This window comes from Fibrobacter sp. UWH1 (genome assembly GCF_002210365.1).
GTDB lineage: Bacteria > Fibrobacterota > Fibrobacteria > Fibrobacterales > Fibrobacteraceae > Fibrobacter.
The window spans coordinates 48,226-63,038 of the sequence record NZ_MWQG01000015.1 but is presented as its reverse complement, the minus strand read 5'-3'; the positions used below and the strand labels follow the sequence as shown (position 1 = coordinate 63,038).

The following is a 14,813-nucleotide window of genomic DNA, read 5'->3' as shown; positions in this document are numbered from 1 at the left end:
TTGTTGATTGTTTGCGAATCACGGGCTGTTCCCAAGCCTATGGAAAGTTTGACGAATTATAACGTGCTTCTTTTACATGGTGCATACGGTCATACTGATGCGGATGGTGTTTTGCAGGGATTTGAGGAGAATTCGACGCTGCTGCTTGCGTTGGTTGCGGTGCTTGCGTTGCTGCATGTAAGAACGCTTCCGCTATGCTCTTCGTCTCTGCCAAGGTTTCTCACCTCAGCTTCTTGCCCCAGGGCAAGGTCGAAGCCAAGAAGCGCGTGCTCGCTATGGTGGCACAGATGGACAAGGAAGGCTTTGGTAACTGCACCAACCTTTACGAATGCCAGGCTGCTTGCCCGAAGGGTATCACCGTGGATTACATCGCCAAGATGAACCGCGAATACCTCATGGCAACCGCTACCTACGCTGAAAAGGTTTATGGTAAGGATTAATGAGGCGTGAGGTATGAGGTCGGTCGCTTCGCTCCCTTTGAGGTGTGGGGCTTCAGGCCTTTGAGCAAGTCAAGAACTCCGTTCGGGTTAAACTCCGGGTGGAGTTCTTTTTTGTAGAACAATTTAGAGTCAACTTTAACTACATTTACCCAGTAGAATTTTAAAGGAGTTACACAATGAAATTTTTCACAAAGATTGCAATGGTTGCCTGCTGTGCCGCTTTTTTGTTCGGCTGCAACGAACAGAAGAATGATAACGCAGCACAGGCTGACGAATCCCTGAACAAGGTGAAGGCTGCAGGCACTTTCGTGCTGGGCCTCGATGACTCTTTCCCGCCCATGGGCTTCCGCGACAAGGACAACAACATTGTGGGCTTTGACATTGACTTGGCTGCTGAAGTTTGCGCCCGTCTCGGTGTGACTCTCAAGACTCAGCCCATTTCCTGGGACGCTAAGGAACAGGAACTGAACACCGGCAAGATCGACTGCATCTGGAACGGCATGAGCGTTGACTCTGCCCGCGCTGCCGCCATGAACCTGAGCGACGCCTACCTCAAGAACCGCATGATCTTCTCCGTGAAGGACAAGGCTCTTGCTAACCTCGCTGCTCTCGCCGGTAAGAAGATTGCCGTGCAGAACGGTTCCACTGCCCAGAAGTTGCTTGAAGCTTCTGACGCAGGCAAGGCTGCCAAGGAAATCGTTCCCTTCGACGATAACCAGACCGCTATGATGGACCTGGACAAGGGTGGTGTAGACGCCGTGTTCCTGGATGAAATCGTTGCCAAGTACTGGATCGCTTCCAACGCCAAGGATTTCGTGGTTCTTGAAGAAGGCCTCAGCGATGAAGTCTATGCTATCGGCTTCCGCAAGAAGGACCAGGCTCTCCGTGACGCCGTGAACGAAACCATCAAGGCTATGCAGGCTGACGGCAAGTTCGCTGAAATCCAGACCAAGTGGTTCGGTAAGTAGGATCGAGGTCGCTTCGCTTTGAGGTGTGAGGGCGTGCCTTCGGCACTTTGAGCGAAGCATGGCGCCTTTGGCGCTTTTAATATAATGCGCGGAGCGCCAAATAAAAACCTCATACCTCTAGCAGCGTAGCTGCGAACCTCAAACCTCATTGCTGATATGTCTGATTTATTTACTCTTCTGCCTGTTCTCTGGGGCGGTTTCGTTACCACTCTAGAAATCTTTGGACTGACGCTGTTGTTCTCCATTCCGCTGGGACTCTTGGTCGCAGTGCTGAAGATGAGCAAGTACCGCGTTGTCCGTTATCCGGTGTCCTTCTACATTTCCGTGATGCGCGGTACACCGCTCTTGCTGCAGATTGTAGCTATCTATTTCGGGTCCTATTACCTCAGCGAATTCTCTGGCCTTGGAATTTCCTTTGACCGCTTCCCGGCGGTAGTGGCTGCATTCTCCATCAACTATGCGGCCTACTTTGCTGAAATTTTCCGCGGTGGCATTCTGGCTATTCCCAAGGGCCAGTACGAAGCGGCCCAGATGCTGGGCCTGACCCGCGGCCAGACCTTCTTCCGCATTATCTTGCCTCAGGTTGTAAAGCAGGTTGTTCCTGCCAGCGCCAACGAAGTCATTACCCTGGTGAAGGATACGTCCCTGGCTCAGGTGATTGCCGTGGCGGAACTTTTCTCTCTGGCAAAAAAGCAGCAGGCTGCCTACGCCAGCATTTATCCGCTGTTTGTGGCCGGTGTGTTCTACTATATCGCAAACCTTTTGCTCAGTTGCCTTTTCGCCTACGTAGAAAAGAAGCTGAATTATTATAGGTAGGAGTGAGGTCGGCGCAGAGCGCCTTTGAGGTATGAGGTTGACAGGTCGCATCTGGCGGTGCTGATGGGTAGTAGGAAGTAGACAGTAGGAAGTGGGTAGTTATGGATAGTGTAGTTTTAAAAGTTGAGCATTTGAAGAAGTCTTTTGGTGATAATCATGTGCTGAAAGATATTTCCTTCGACCTGAAGGAAGGCGAAGTTCTTTCTATCATTGGCCCCTCTGGTAGCGGCAAGTCTACGCTTCTCCGCTGCATTACCCAGCTGGAAACCATGAATGCCGGTACGGTTTGCGTGAATGGCAAGGACATGGTTGTGGGTGTGGACAAGAAGGGCGTTGCCAAGTACGCTCCTGCCAGTGTCCTTCGCGAAATTCGTTTGTCTACAGGTCTGGTTTTCCAGAACTTCAATCTATTCCCGCACTTGACGGTGCTTCAGAATTTGACCATCGCGCCTATCCGCGTTCTGGGAATGGATCGTGAAGAAGCTCGCAAGCGTGGCCGTGAACTGCTTAAGCAGATGGGACTTGAAACCAAGGAAAAGGCCTATCCCTGTGAACTTTCCGGCGGCCAGCAGCAGCGCGTTTCCATTGCCCGCGCCTTGGCCATGCAGCCCAAGATTCTGTTCTTTGATGAACCTACCAGCGCCCTGGACCCGGAACTGACCGGCGAAGTGCTGAAGATTATCAAGGGCCTTGCCGACCAGAAGATGACCATGGTTATCGTGACCCACGAAATGGCCTTTGCCCGTGATGTTGCGAATAAAGTAATCTTTATGGACCAGGGTGTGATTGTGGAACAGGGCTCTCCTGATTTTGTATTCAACCAGTCCGGTAATGAACGCCTTGCTAGCTTCCTGAGCCGTTTTGCTCAAGGTTAGTGAATCCTGCACAAAGTTTGCTTGTTGCATAACTTGAAAATGAAATAGAAAAGCGTCGGGGGATAAACCTCGACGCTTTTGCTTTTAAGAGTTGTCTGACAACTAACGTGCCCGGGCGCTCCAGCGTTTTTTGAAGCGGGGCTCGTCGAGAACCTTTGCCCAGATGAAGCCGCGGCGGATTTCGAACTTGTCAAGATTGCGTGTGTGGACGTGGTTGTCTGCACTGGCTAGACAAGGTTCCCCGATAGCTTCATTCATGTCAGGAGACGTTCCCTGACCAGCCTGCTCACGTAGTTGCCGGGCTCGCTCTTCAAGTTCTGCCAATTCCTTTTGGTGCTTCAGCTCGGCTTCACGACGTTCTTGGAGGGATGCTTCCTGGGCGGCTGCAGCCTGCTGTTCTTCCGCTTCGCGCTGTAATCGCTTGAAGTGGTTGTCTAGCTCAACCTTGTCGTGGACAAGAAGGTCGCAATCTCCATCGCCCATGTCGCGGCCAACGATGCGCTTTGCCTGAAGTTCCGCAAGAACCTGCTGGGCAATCCGCTCAGAGAAACCGAAAGCTTCCTGCAGCAGCTCAACACTTACGTATTCCCACTGGACCACAGATTCAGCGATTTCGCTGAAGGTGTATTCTCCGGGCTTCGCCGGCGTGACGACTGGCAGGCCCACGTCTTCCTCATCATCCTCTACTTCGGGAGATGGCGGAACATAGGTTCCTCCGGAATTTTCTCGTTGAGCTTCCTCAAATTGGCGAATAAGATCTTGCAGGGAACGTGGCTTTGTATGGCTAGTCTGTTCTTCCTGCTGTTCATTATCGAATTCGTCATCAGGAGGAATTTCCCGATGTTGATCCTGTTGTTTCTTTTTACCTGCAGCAACCTTCTTGATGACAATATCAAGAACGTAGACTCCGATAAGAATGAGTAAACCTTCCATATGAGTTATTAGGTTATAGGTTAAAGGATAAAGGTTAAAGGATTGCTAATTTGAATTTCTTGATTTCGCAGACTTTAAGCCAGAAAGCATTTTGGCAATTTCTTCCGTTTTGCATTCAATGGATGTGAGTTGCTCTTTGGAAATGTAATTCAAAAGAGCAGCGATTTCCAATTGGCTTTGTGCTTCCATCAGAGATCCAAAACTTATTTCCAAAAAATGGATCGAATCTTTGGTAGACGTTCTGCCAGAGCCTTCTGCAATGTTTGATGTTACAGAAACTGCGGCTCGTTGAATTTGGTTTGTCAAAGCGAATTTCTCTGCAGTTGGAAATGTTGACGTAAGATTATATACGTCTATAACCCATTGCAAAGATTTTTGATAAACCTTAAGTTTCCTGTAGGCGAACATCTTTAACCTTTATCCTTTCTACTTTACGCTACTTGGCAGCTTCGCTGCCAGTCCCGATTTCCTTACGCATCTGGGTGTCGGCTTCGATGTTCTTCATGTTGTAATAGTCCATGACGCCAAGCTTTCCGTCGCGGAGGGCGGTTGCCATGGCCATGGGAATCTGTGCTTCTGCTTCCACCAGCTTAGCCTTCATTTCCATGACCTTGGCCTTCATTTCCTGTTCGGCGGCGAATGCCATGGCGCGGCGTTCTTCCGCCTTAGCCTGAGCGATCTTCTTGTCAGCTTCTGCACGGTCGGTTTCGAGGATTGCACCGATGTTCTGACCAACGTCAACGTCGGCAATATCGATGGAAAGAATTTCGAATGCGGTACCAGCGTCCAGGCCGGATGCCAACACCTTCTTGGAAATCATGTTGGGGTTTTCGAGAACTTCCTTATGGCTCTGTGCAGAACCAATGGAAGACACGATGCCTTCGCCAACACGGGCGATAACGGTTTCTTCGCCTGCGCCACCAACCAGCTTCTGGATGCTTGCACGGACGGTAATGCGGGTAACAGCGTGAAGCTGGATGCCATCCAGAGCCACTGCGGAAACCTTGGGCGTGGTAATAACCTTGGGATTCACGGACATCTGGACGGCTTCAAGAACGTTACGACCGGCAAGGTCGATAGCCGCAGCTTCCTTGAAGTCCAGTTTGATGTTTGCCTTGTTGGCGGCAATGAGAGCCTGGATCACGCGGAGAACGTTACCGCGAGAAAGGAAGTGGGCTTCCAGCAAGTTGGTGTCTACAGGGAGGCCAGCCTTGCAGCTAAGAATGCGGGCTTCCACGATCACCTGGGGCGGCACCTTACGGAGACGCATACCGATGAGTTGGAAAATGCTGACGTTTGCCCTGGAGAACAAGGCCTGAAGCCAGAGGCTAAAGAACTTGCCGATAAAGGCGAGAAGAATGATGACGACGATGGCGGCAATGACAATGCCTACGGTAATGAGTGTATCCATGTTGTGTTCCTCGTGGTAATTAAACTTAATTGATAATTAAGCCGAGTGTCGCAAAAATAAACTTGTTTATTTTTATGACCGAGGCGCATTATCAAAAATGATGAAGTTATTCATTGATAATTGACGATTGATGATTAAATATGGGATGTTGGCGCTAACAGGCTGAAACGAAAATGTGACCTTCCTGCACTGCGTCTACCTTGATGTTCTGACCGGCCTCAATGATTTCACCTTTTGTATGAACATCATAAAGTTTGACGCTCCCGTCAGGCAATGTAAAGGAGGCTTGTCCAACGGGACGTAAGAATGTCTTTGCAACTCCGATATCGCCAACGTGAATTTCGCTGACGGCTTCTGTGGGGGAGGAGGCTGTTTCCAAATCAGTTTTCAACATAGGAGTCCAGCCTTCAGGTAGTAATGGAATAATGTATTTGCTTGCCGCAATGGGGAATATGAGTGCGATTGCCGCACAGCAAAGCATATAGAATAATCCGAATAGCCAGGGAAGGGCATCAAAGGTTTCTTCAGTAGCTTCGGGAACGTATTCGGGAATATTGGCAGGATCATAGCTAAAGGCAAGGGCTAGAATCATGCAGATAATGCCACCTACGCCAAAGAGGAACGTTCCTGGCATTACAAAAATTTCAACTAGGAAAAGGGCTACGCCTGCAATCAGGAGAATGGCGGGGAACATTCCGTCTAGCTGAGGTGCGAACTGTCCTAGGAACACCACGGCAATCAATGCGATACCGACAATTCCAAAAACTCCAAAACCAGGAGTCTTGAACTCAATGTACAGGGCGCCGAATCCAAGAATTAATAGCAATCCGCTAATGGCGGCAATGGCGCTGGCGATGTCTTCGCCAAGGGTCGTTTCTACTTCACTACGACTTTCGATGAAAAGAGTCTTTTCGAATTCATTGCGGCTCTTGAAGGTTCCCTGAGAAAAACCCAGTTCTAGAGCTTCCTTGTCCGTCATGGTCAGAAGTTCTCCTTCCTTTACAAGAATCTTGGGTGCACCCCAGAATTCGATGTCCTTCTGACTTAGAACTTCGTACTTTGCGGCTTCAATAATCATGGACGTATCTCGTTCGGTCTTCTTACCGGCATCCAATGTCGTGCTGAGCTCAAGAATCGCTAGTTCCGGTGTTACAAAGGCGGAACTGAGTAGCTCGGGGTAACCATTTTTCTGGGCCAGGTTGCGGAACTTGGCGCGGAGAGGGGACTGAATCTTTTCTCCCACAATCTGCGGGGTTCCGTCACCGTTCTGTACGATGGGCGCGCAGTCGCCGATGGTGGTGGCTTCCATCATATAAAGCTTGCTGCAGGCAAGAGCGATAAGGCTGCCCGCACTGATGGCTTTCTTCTTTACAAAGGCGATGGTTTGTGGACCTTGAATCGCCATGATGGTGTCTACCAGGTCGAATGCGGCGTCCAGTCGGCCACCAAAGGTGTTGATTTCAAAAATGATGTAGTCCGGATTTTCCTTTAAGGCGTCGCCAATGGCACGGGCGCAAAAATCGTACATGGATGGTTCCACGTCTCCTTCCAGCTTGATCCAGACGGCGTGCTTTTTTGCTGTGGCTTCGCCTAAGGAATCCGTCTTATTGAGGCGTTCCAGAACAGCGGAATCGGAAGGATCGTTTTTTGCCAGTTTGGAAATCTCGGTTACTGCGGCCTCGGCTGCAGCGATTTTCTGTTCAATATTTTCTGAAACCTTGTTGTGCAAAGTGTCGGCTATACTTTGAACGTTGGCGAAAGCAAATGCCGAGAAAATAGCTAAAGAGACCAGGATTTTAGATAAAAGTTTCATACTCCTAATGTATAAAGTTTTATTGACAAAAAAATGTCATTTGAGAGGTATTTTAATGGAAAAGCTATTTTTATTGACAAAAAAATCCCCGTTTCCGGGGATTTTCGTTAACAAAACTTTGATTTAACTACAGGTATGCCAATACCTGCAGCAGACGCTTCTTGGCGGGGCCGTCGATCAGGGGCAGGAACAGCTCCTTGGCGAAGGACTTCATGAGCATCTTCTTGGCGGTTTCGGCGGGGATGCCGCGGCTGGTCAAATAGAACATCTGATCTGCGTCAAGTTCACCGCAGGTGTTGCCGTGGGTACATTCCACATCGTCGTGGTAAATCTTCAGCACCGGCTTTACGGAAACGCTGGATTCGTCACCTAGGAGAATGGAATTTACCAGCTGGCTGGAGTTCACCTGGCTGCATCCGTTACCCACAATGACGCTTCCATCGTAGCTGACGTAGGACTTTTCGTCAAGCAGGTTGCGGGCGAACTGGGAACTGACGGTGTTGGGTGCGTTATGACGGATGGTCAGGCGCTGGTGCTTGCTGGCGGAACCCTTCAACACGCTGAGAGAACGGTAATCGAAGTTGGCGCCTTCGCCGTTCAAGTCTACGTCAATGCTGATGCGGCCAATGCCTGCGTCCTGCAGGATGTTGGAAAAACGTACCACAGAATTGGCGGCTTGCTTGATTACAAAGTGGCGGAACTGCAGCGGCAGTTCGTTTGCGGGGTTGGCAAAGAAGATTTCCAGCTCAGCGCCTTCTTCCACGTTAATGTCGAAGCGCTCGGCGGCAATTTCGTGCTCCACCTTGTTGTCCAGAATTTCGAGGGAGACCTTGGCGTTCTTCCCGATGTTGAAAATGCTGTGACCGAAGTCGTCACGGCTCTTGATGAGGCCCATTTCGGTTTCGCCTGCGGCAAAATCCTTCTTCATGGCGGGAGCGGACTTTGCGATGGGCAGAAGGGCTGCAATGTCGGTTTCGGCGGCAATGCCGAAGTCGGCGCATTCCACAGCGGCGCTGTTCGCGACGATCCCACCAGCAGTGCAATCGGCACCAGCATCCACTACAGATGGAATCTTATGGACCGGGAAGAAACTCCACAGCTCGTTGTTGCGCTTGGGCATGCCAAGGGCGTTGATGCGAGCCTGGGCGGCCTGTGCTAATTCAGAATTCATATAGCTCATTCTCGCCTCGATTACTTTTCTTCAATCCAGTCGTAGCCCTGTTCTTCCAGCTTCAAGGCCAGTTCAGGACCGCCGCTTAGGATAATCTTGCCATGGCGCAGCACATGAACGTAGGTGGGCTTGATGTAGTCCAGAAGACGCTGGTAGTGGGTCACCAGAATCACTGCCTTTTCGGGGCTCATGATGTGGTTGATGCCGTTTGCAACGATACGCAAGGCGTCAATGTCCAGGCCGGAGTCAGTTTCATCCAGGAAGGAAACCTTGGGGTCGAGAATTGCCATCTGGAGGATTTCGTTACGCTTCTTTTCGCCGCCGGAGTAGCCTTCGTTGACGCCACGGTCGCGGTAGCGGTCGTCCATTTCCAAAAGCTGCATCTTTTCTTCGCAAAGCTTCTTGAAGTCCGCGTCGCTCATTTCCGGGAGGCCCAGGAAGTTCCGCTTGGAGTTAAGCGCCATCTTCAAAAATTCCACGTTGTTCACGCCGGGAATTTCGGTGGGGTACTGGGTGCTGATGAACAAGCCGGAATTGGCGCGTTCGCAAATTTCCATGTCCAGGAGGTTCTTGCCGTCAAGTTCTACGACGCCGTCGTTGACGGTATAAGCCGGATGGCCTGCGATGACCTTTGAAAGGGTGCTCTTGCCACTTCCGTTGGGGCCCATGATGGCGTGGACTTCACCGGGCTTTACTTCCAGGTTGATGCCCTTCAAAATCTGGGTGCCGTCTTCGATGCTTGCCTTAAGATTCTTGATGCTTAACATTTTTTCCTCTTTATTTATAAAGTCTGCGTTCCTTGTTTGCGAACCCCAAAATAATCAATACCCATTGTCGGGGATGGCCGCTTGGAACTTCATCAACATGCTTCGACTTTTGACCACCTGGTCGGCGAAGGCGTTGATGTCAATTTTTTCGGTGCTGTAGAGCTGGTTGATTTTTTGCATGCCCTGGGTGAACTTGGACATCTGCATTCTGATTTCAACGGCGTCGTTGGAGTTCAGGGGAATCATGCGTTTTTGCCTGTCGCAAAGTTTTGTAGAAAGCACCGTCAGGGTCTGGTAGAATTCCTTGATTTCCTGGGGGGACTTCCACTGCTCTTCGGGGAGGCCTTCCAGGAACAGTCGCAGTTCCGGAGAGAAGTTCTCGTACAAAAGTTGGGGAGAGTGGTAACCCGATTCCAGGTAGATGGCCACGGTGGAACTGACGAAATCTTCTACGACGCGGGATTCAAAAAGTTGGATGCCGCTGGTGGCCCAGTCCATGTCGAAGTATTCTGCGGCTCGGTCCATCAAGGTGGGGTTGCGCAGAATCAGGTTGGCGAAGCGTACTTCCATGGGCGGGATCATGGCCCAGTCGATGCTTGCTTCCTGCTCCAACTGAGGGATGACTTCGTCCTGGGAGTTGGAACTTGCCACGGGGCGAGGTGCCTTGTAGGCGGGCTTGATGCTCTTGACGTGTGCCAGGGAACGGTCTGTATTGTAACGTTCCGAAATAAGTTTGAGATATTGATTCTGCAGTTCGCGATCGTCTATACTTTTAACCAAGCTCTTGACGTAGCTGACGAATTCCGCCCTTTCTTCGGGGGAGCGGGGGTTGCGTTCCATGGCCAGATAGTTGAGCCAGTCTTCGGCTTGGGTGAGTGCCTGCCTGAAGGCGTCGGGACCCTGTTCGTTTACGAAGTTGTCGGGGTCGATCTTGGTGCCGTCGGGCCGGGACAGTGCAAAAACGCGGGGGGCGATTCCCTTGGGCAACACGATTTCCAAACTGCGGAGGGTTGCCTTTTTGCCGGCGGCGTCACCGTCAAAAACCAGGTAGGCGGTCTTGGCGTAGCGAGAAAGTATGTTGGCGTGATTTTCGGTGAGGGCGGTTCCCGATGCGGCCACCACGTTGGTGACGCCGCCCTGATAGAGACTCATCAGGTCGAAGTAGCCTTCCACGATGATGACGGATTTTTCCTTGGCGATGCTTACGCGGCTGTGGTTGAATCCGAAGAGGATGTCGCTTTTGTGGTAGGTGGCTGATTCCGGGCTGTTCATGTACTTGGCCGGGGAATTGCCAGAGAGGTCGCGTCCTCCGAATGCCACTACGATTCCGGACTGGTTCTGGATGGCGATCATCAGACGGTCGCGGAACTTGTCAGACACTCCGCCGTTTTCGCGTTCCACGGCGAGACCTGCCTTGACGCAGTCCAGGGGAGAAAATCCGTTCTTGACTGCATATCCGATAAAACCTTCGCGGCCATCGGGAGCGTAGCCGATGTGGAACAGTTTGCGTGTCTCTTCGGTAATGTGTCGGTTGGCCAGGTATTCCAGGGCCTTCTGGCTCATGGACAGCTGACTTTCAAACCATTGGCAAGCCAGCTCGTTTAGCTTGCGAACCATGGCCCGCTCTTCGGAAACCTCGGCGTTCTCGTTTTTTTCCTGTTGAGGTAATGCGTAACCTGCAAAATTTGCTACCCATTCCACGGCCGCAATAAAGTCTATTTTTTCATGTTCTTGAACGAACTTGAATACATTGCCACCAGCGTTGCAAGCAAAACATTTGTATATGCCTAGCGTTGGGTTTACGTTCATTGATGGAGATCGGTCGTCATGGAAAGGGCATCGCCCCATGTAGTTTCCGTTACCAGATCGTTTTAGCGGAATGAAATTTTCAATCACCTGCGCAATGTCAACGCGGCTTCTGAGGTCATTGAGTATTTCTGGCGAATAAAACGGCACGCCGCAAATTTAGAAATTTTTAATGCGGCCGATGATTTCGTCAACGTCGGTAAAGGCGCAGACAGGAAGGCTGATGGCTTGTGTTGATGCCAGGTGTGCGTTGGGCGTGTAGACTGGGCCGTTGCCGGTTTTATCTGCGAGGATTTCCCGGAAGCATTTTTGCTCGGAAAGGGGGGCGGGATAGTGGATGCAATAGGGAACTTCTATACCCTTCAGGATTTCGATGAATTTTTCACGATTTTGGGCCAGCAGGGTATACTGTGCTACGGAACTTTCGTTTCCTGGGGATAAAGTTTGAGGGATGGGATCGCCTAATTTATGGGAAATGTTTGAATCGTGGAATAGTTCGTCGTATTTGCTGGCGTTATTCCGTCGAATTTCAAGTTCATCCTTCAAGTGTCGCAACTTGACGCGGAGAATCGCTGCCTGTAACGCGTCCAGTCGGCTGTTCAAGCCTAAAATTTCATGATGATAATGTCCCTTGCTGCCGTGGTTGGCCAGCATTCGCATTTTTTCGGCCAGTTGGCTGTCTCGAGTGAACATGGCCCCGCCGTCTCCGTAACAGCCAAGAGGCTTGGTGGGGTAGAAACTTGTAATGGAAATGTCGCCCAAGGTGCAAGCCGTCTGGTTCCCGCACTTGGCTCCGTAAGCCTGGGCTGCGTCTTCCAGCAGCCAGAGTCCGTGCTTGTCGGAAATTCTGCGCAGTTCTTCGAAGGGGGCGCACTGCCCGAATAAATCCACTCCGATAATGCCGACGGTCCTATCTGTTATAAGGCTTCTAACGCTTTCGGGGTCGATCTGCAACGTCTGGTTGTTGATGTCGGCGAATCGCGGGGTTCCGCCCAACAGTGCGACGCATTCCGCCGGAGCGATAAACGTAAAGTCCGGAACGATGACCTCGTCCCCTGGTTTGAGCCCCAATGCCATAAGCGCAATGGTGATGGCGTCGGTGCCGCTTCCGCAGGAAATGGCCTGCAAATCGGGGAGCCCGATGTAATCGACCAGCTCTTTTTCTAGATTGTCTACCTGAGGGCCGCCGATAAAGCAGCCGCTATCCAGCACTTCTTTCTCGGCCTCGAGGAACTCGTTTTTGTAGAAATCACGCTGTTTTTGCAGGTTTACGAAGGGAATCATGGCCCTAAAAGTAGAAATTTTTGAACACCCCTTGAAAAGTTTCAAACATTTACTAACTTTGTGCCAACATTTTTAAGTAGGTTTTCACCCGGAGATAATAAGGTGCCTCAACACAAATCTTGCAAAAAGCGTTTGCTTCAGGCCGAAAAGGCCAATGCCATGAACCGTTCTACCCGTTCCGCCATCCGTACCGCTCTCAAGGCTGTGCGTTCTGCTTCCACCAAGGAAGAAGCCCTCAAGGTTATGCCGGAACTGTTTAGCATGCTGGACAAGGCTGCTGCAAAGCATCGCGCTGGCTTCTGCGCAAACCGCGCTGCCAACTACAAGGCTAAGGCCGCTAAGGTCATCAACAGCCTCGCTTAATTTTTAGTTAAGTGCTTAAGGTTTAGCCGATACAGGAAACTGTATCGGCCTTTCCTGTTTTTACCTATTTTCTATTAATTGTCTTTCCCATGTATGCGGAACTTGTCCCGCGCTCCCCTTTTTACGTAAAATTTTCTTTTTCTTGCCGAAATACTTGCTTTTAGACGTTTCAATTCATCCTTTGATTGTTAAAAACATTTCTTTTTTTGTTAAATTATCAACGATTAATTGAAAATCTGAGTATTCAGGGATTTGTAATGTCGTCAATAAATTTTGCTACACGTGAGATTAGTTGTAAAGTTGTTTACTACGGTCCGGGCTTGAGCGGAAAGACCACCAATTTGCAGGTGATCCACCAGAAGATGCCGCAAGACAAGCGTACGGACATGGTCTCCTTGGCTACCGAAGGTGATCGAACCTTGTTCTTCGACTTCCTTCCGCTGAACCTGGGTGACATTAAGGGTTTCAAGACCCGCTTCCAGCTTTATACCGTGCCCGGTCAGGTGTACTACAATAGTACCCGTAAGCTGGTGCTTCGCGGTGTGGATGGTATCGTGTTCGTGGCTGACTCCCAGCGTTCCCGTCAGGCCGAAAACCTGGAAAGCTTGCAGAACCTTAGACAGAACCTGCAGGACTACGGCATGGACCTGGACGATATGCCTTTCGTGCTTCAGTACAACAAGCGCGACATGGAAAACGTCTTTACTCTTGAAGAACTGAATGCTGAACTGAATCAGCGCAACGTGCCTTTCTTCCCGGCAACTGCCCATAACGGTAAGGGCGTGGTTACTACCCTGAAGACCATCGCTATGCTGGTGATTGAAAAGTTCAACGTCAAGCAGGGCTTCCTCCGCCAGGCTGCCGCCAATGCAAACAACGCTGGCGTTCACGATGTGTCCCTGACCAAGGATGGTGTTTCCGTTAAGGAAGCAACCGCCCAGCCGGCACAGGCCGCCGCCCCTGCATCTCCGTTCCGCATGCCCTCTTTCGCAGCCAAGCCGCCTGCAGCTGGTGGTGCTGCCGCTCCTGCATCTGCCGGTGGTGGTCTATTCCAGAAGGGAGCCACATCTTCCCCCTTCGGTCGCCCCCGCGCTGCAGCCCCGGTTCCCCGTATGCCCACCTTTGGTCGTGATGTAGCAAAGCCCAACAACGAGGCTGACGACGAAATCGAACTGCGTCCTTACGTTCCCAAGAAGAAGGACTAATCTGATTTTTAAGGAATCTACTCATGAGTGATTTTACCATTTATTCTGATGATGCTGACAAAGTCCGCCGTTTGATGTCTGCCTATCAGGCTAGCATTAAGGCCGAATACATTGTGCTCTGCCACCGCGATGGTTCCATTATTGCAGAAGTGGGTTCCATTGGGGTCGATGCCACTCCGCTGGCAGTGCTGAGCACCGCTTCCTTTGACTCCGCCAAGCAGGTGGGTCTCATGTTGGGTGGCGAAAATTTCAACTCTGTCTCTTATGTTGGCGACAATCGTTCCATCTACATTTCCCCTGTAGACCAGGCCTTGCTCCTTGTGCAGATCTTCCCGGGCAACCATCTGCCCAACCGCATCGAGGACTTCAACCGCCTGTTGGTCGAAAAGCTGGTGGATGCCGTTCCTGCATTTACCCAGAATACCAGCCGACTGGTCCGCTAGTTTGGTCTAGTTAGTTTGTCGGGTATTCCGTGGCAAAGGCTACCGCATTACGTAATTTGAGAAAGACGACAATCATTGTGGTTGCCGTCTTTTTCGGCTTCTTGGTGCATCGTATTGTGGCCTTCTGCCTGGATGATGTTTCTATTAGCTCCTCCGCCGACGCAGAACTTTCCCTTGCTCAGAGTGTGGTTTGCAGCCATATCGTGAACGGTTCCCCTTTCGGTGTAGATAGCGTTTTTGAAGAAGGCACTCGCCTTTACTATTACTCCACCTTGTCCACGTCTGTAAAGTTGGAATCCGATACCTTGTTGCATATTTGGTACAACGGGGCGGATACGGTCCAGAAGTCAAATTGCATTGTTTCTATGGGCGTTTGCCATACGACCATTGTCCCAAAACTTCTGAAACCGGGTGAGTGGAGTGTTGACCTGGCGGCAGGTCGAAAGCTTCTGTCGACTCAGCAGTTCCTTGTGGAACCCGTCCGTAGGTAGCCTTTATGTCCCGCCCATTGCGTTTGG

14 protein-coding genes and 2 pseudogenes are annotated in these 14,813 nt (G+C 50.8%); 8 read left to right on the top strand and 8 right to left on the bottom strand.

The window, feature by feature from the left end:
- Nucleotides 1–131 precede the first annotated feature (131 nt).
- The 4 genes and pseudogenes from B7992_RS08650 to B7992_RS08635 all read left to right on the top strand — a co-directional run.
- A pseudogene (locus tag B7992_RS08650) lies at nt 132–440 on the top strand (4Fe-4S dicluster domain-containing protein); the annotation flags it as partial.
- A 176-nt stretch (nt 441–616) separates the two neighbouring features.
- A complete protein-coding gene (locus B7992_RS08645) occupies nt 617–1,408 on the top strand; it encodes an amino acid ABC transporter substrate-binding protein (RefSeq protein WP_073285569.1) in 792 nt (263 codons plus the stop codon).
- Nucleotides 1,409–1,564: 156 nt separating this feature from the next.
- Nucleotides 1,565–2,224, top strand: a complete 660-nt coding sequence (locus B7992_RS08640; RefSeq protein ID WP_088666061.1) for an amino acid ABC transporter permease — start codon at nt 1,565–1,567, stop codon at nt 2,222–2,224.
- Between the two features lie 101 nt (nt 2,225–2,325).
- Nucleotides 2,326–3,099 (top strand): amino acid ABC transporter ATP-binding protein, encoded by a 774-nt coding sequence (locus B7992_RS08635; RefSeq protein WP_073285556.1) that lies wholly within the window; start codon nt 2,326–2,328, stop codon nt 3,097–3,099.
- A gap of 102 nt (nt 3,100–3,201) precedes the next feature.
- Here the strand turns inward: B7992_RS08635 and B7992_RS08630 are convergent, their stop codons facing one another.
- The 8 genes from B7992_RS08630 to B7992_RS08590 form a co-directional block, all read right to left on the bottom strand.
- Complete coding sequence (locus tag B7992_RS08630) at nt 3,202–4,032, bottom strand: hypothetical protein (protein WP_088666060.1); 831 nt, start codon at nt 4,030–4,032, stop codon at nt 3,202–3,204.
- A 45-nt stretch (nt 4,033–4,077) separates the two neighbouring features.
- A complete protein-coding gene (locus tag B7992_RS08625) occupies nt 4,078–4,440 on the bottom strand; it encodes a four helix bundle protein (RefSeq protein ID WP_073161385.1) in 363 nt (120 codons plus the stop codon).
- 28 nt (nt 4,441–4,468) lie between these two features.
- Nucleotides 4,469–5,443 (bottom strand): flotillin-like protein FloA, encoded by a 975-nt coding sequence (gene floA, locus B7992_RS08620; RefSeq protein WP_073235031.1) that lies wholly within the window; start codon nt 5,441–5,443, stop codon nt 4,469–4,471.
- Nucleotides 5,444–5,597: 154 nt separating this feature from the next.
- Nucleotides 5,598–7,256 carry a nodulation protein NfeD gene (locus B7992_RS08615; protein ID WP_254917662.1) on the bottom strand — a complete coding sequence of 553 codons (1,659 nt, stop codon included), beginning with the start codon at nt 7,254–7,256 and terminating at the stop codon, nt 5,598–5,600.
- A gap of 127 nt (nt 7,257–7,383) precedes the next feature.
- A complete protein-coding gene (locus B7992_RS08605; protein WP_073235418.1) occupies nt 7,384–8,427 on the bottom strand; it encodes a SufD family Fe-S cluster assembly protein in 1,044 nt (347 codons plus the stop codon).
- 20 nt (nt 8,428–8,447) lie between these two features.
- On the bottom strand, nt 8,448–9,194 hold the full coding sequence (gene sufC / locus B7992_RS08600; RefSeq protein WP_088666058.1) for a Fe-S cluster assembly ATPase SufC: 747 nt from the start codon (nt 9,192–9,194) through the stop codon (nt 8,448–8,450).
- A gap of 54 nt (nt 9,195–9,248) precedes the next feature.
- Nucleotides 9,249–11,150 carry a DNA primase gene (gene dnaG / locus B7992_RS08595; RefSeq protein ID WP_088666057.1) on the bottom strand — a complete coding sequence of 634 codons (1,902 nt, stop codon included), beginning with the start codon at nt 11,148–11,150 and terminating at the stop codon, nt 9,249–9,251.
- A gap of 9 nt (nt 11,151–11,159) precedes the next feature.
- Nucleotides 11,160–12,284 carry a DegT/DnrJ/EryC1/StrS aminotransferase family protein gene (locus B7992_RS08590; protein ID WP_088666056.1) on the bottom strand — a complete coding sequence of 375 codons (1,125 nt, stop codon included), beginning with the start codon at nt 12,282–12,284 and terminating at the stop codon, nt 11,160–11,162.
- Between the two features lie 60 nt (nt 12,285–12,344).
- On the opposite strand from B7992_RS08590, the gene rpsT reads away from it, so the two are divergent.
- The 4 genes and pseudogenes from rpsT (at nt 12,345) to B7992_RS08570 (ending at nt 14,786) form a co-directional block, all read left to right on the top strand.
- A complete protein-coding gene (gene rpsT, locus B7992_RS08585) occupies nt 12,345–12,647 on the top strand; it encodes a 30S ribosomal protein S20 (RefSeq protein ID WP_349292358.1) in 303 nt (100 codons plus the stop codon).
- Between the two features lie 257 nt (nt 12,648–12,904).
- A pseudogene (locus B7992_RS17405) lies at nt 12,905–13,492 on the top strand (ATP/GTP-binding protein); the annotation flags it as partial.
- A 383-nt stretch (nt 13,493–13,875) separates the two neighbouring features.
- Nucleotides 13,876–14,295: a roadblock/LC7 domain-containing protein gene (locus B7992_RS08575; protein ID WP_073161377.1), complete on the top strand. Its 420-nt coding sequence runs from the start codon at nt 13,876–13,878 to the stop codon at nt 14,293–14,295.
- A gap of 29 nt (nt 14,296–14,324) precedes the next feature.
- Complete coding sequence (locus B7992_RS08570) at nt 14,325–14,786, top strand: hypothetical protein (RefSeq protein WP_073161376.1); 462 nt, start codon at nt 14,325–14,327, stop codon at nt 14,784–14,786.
- Nucleotides 14,787–14,813: the final 27 nt, after the last annotated feature.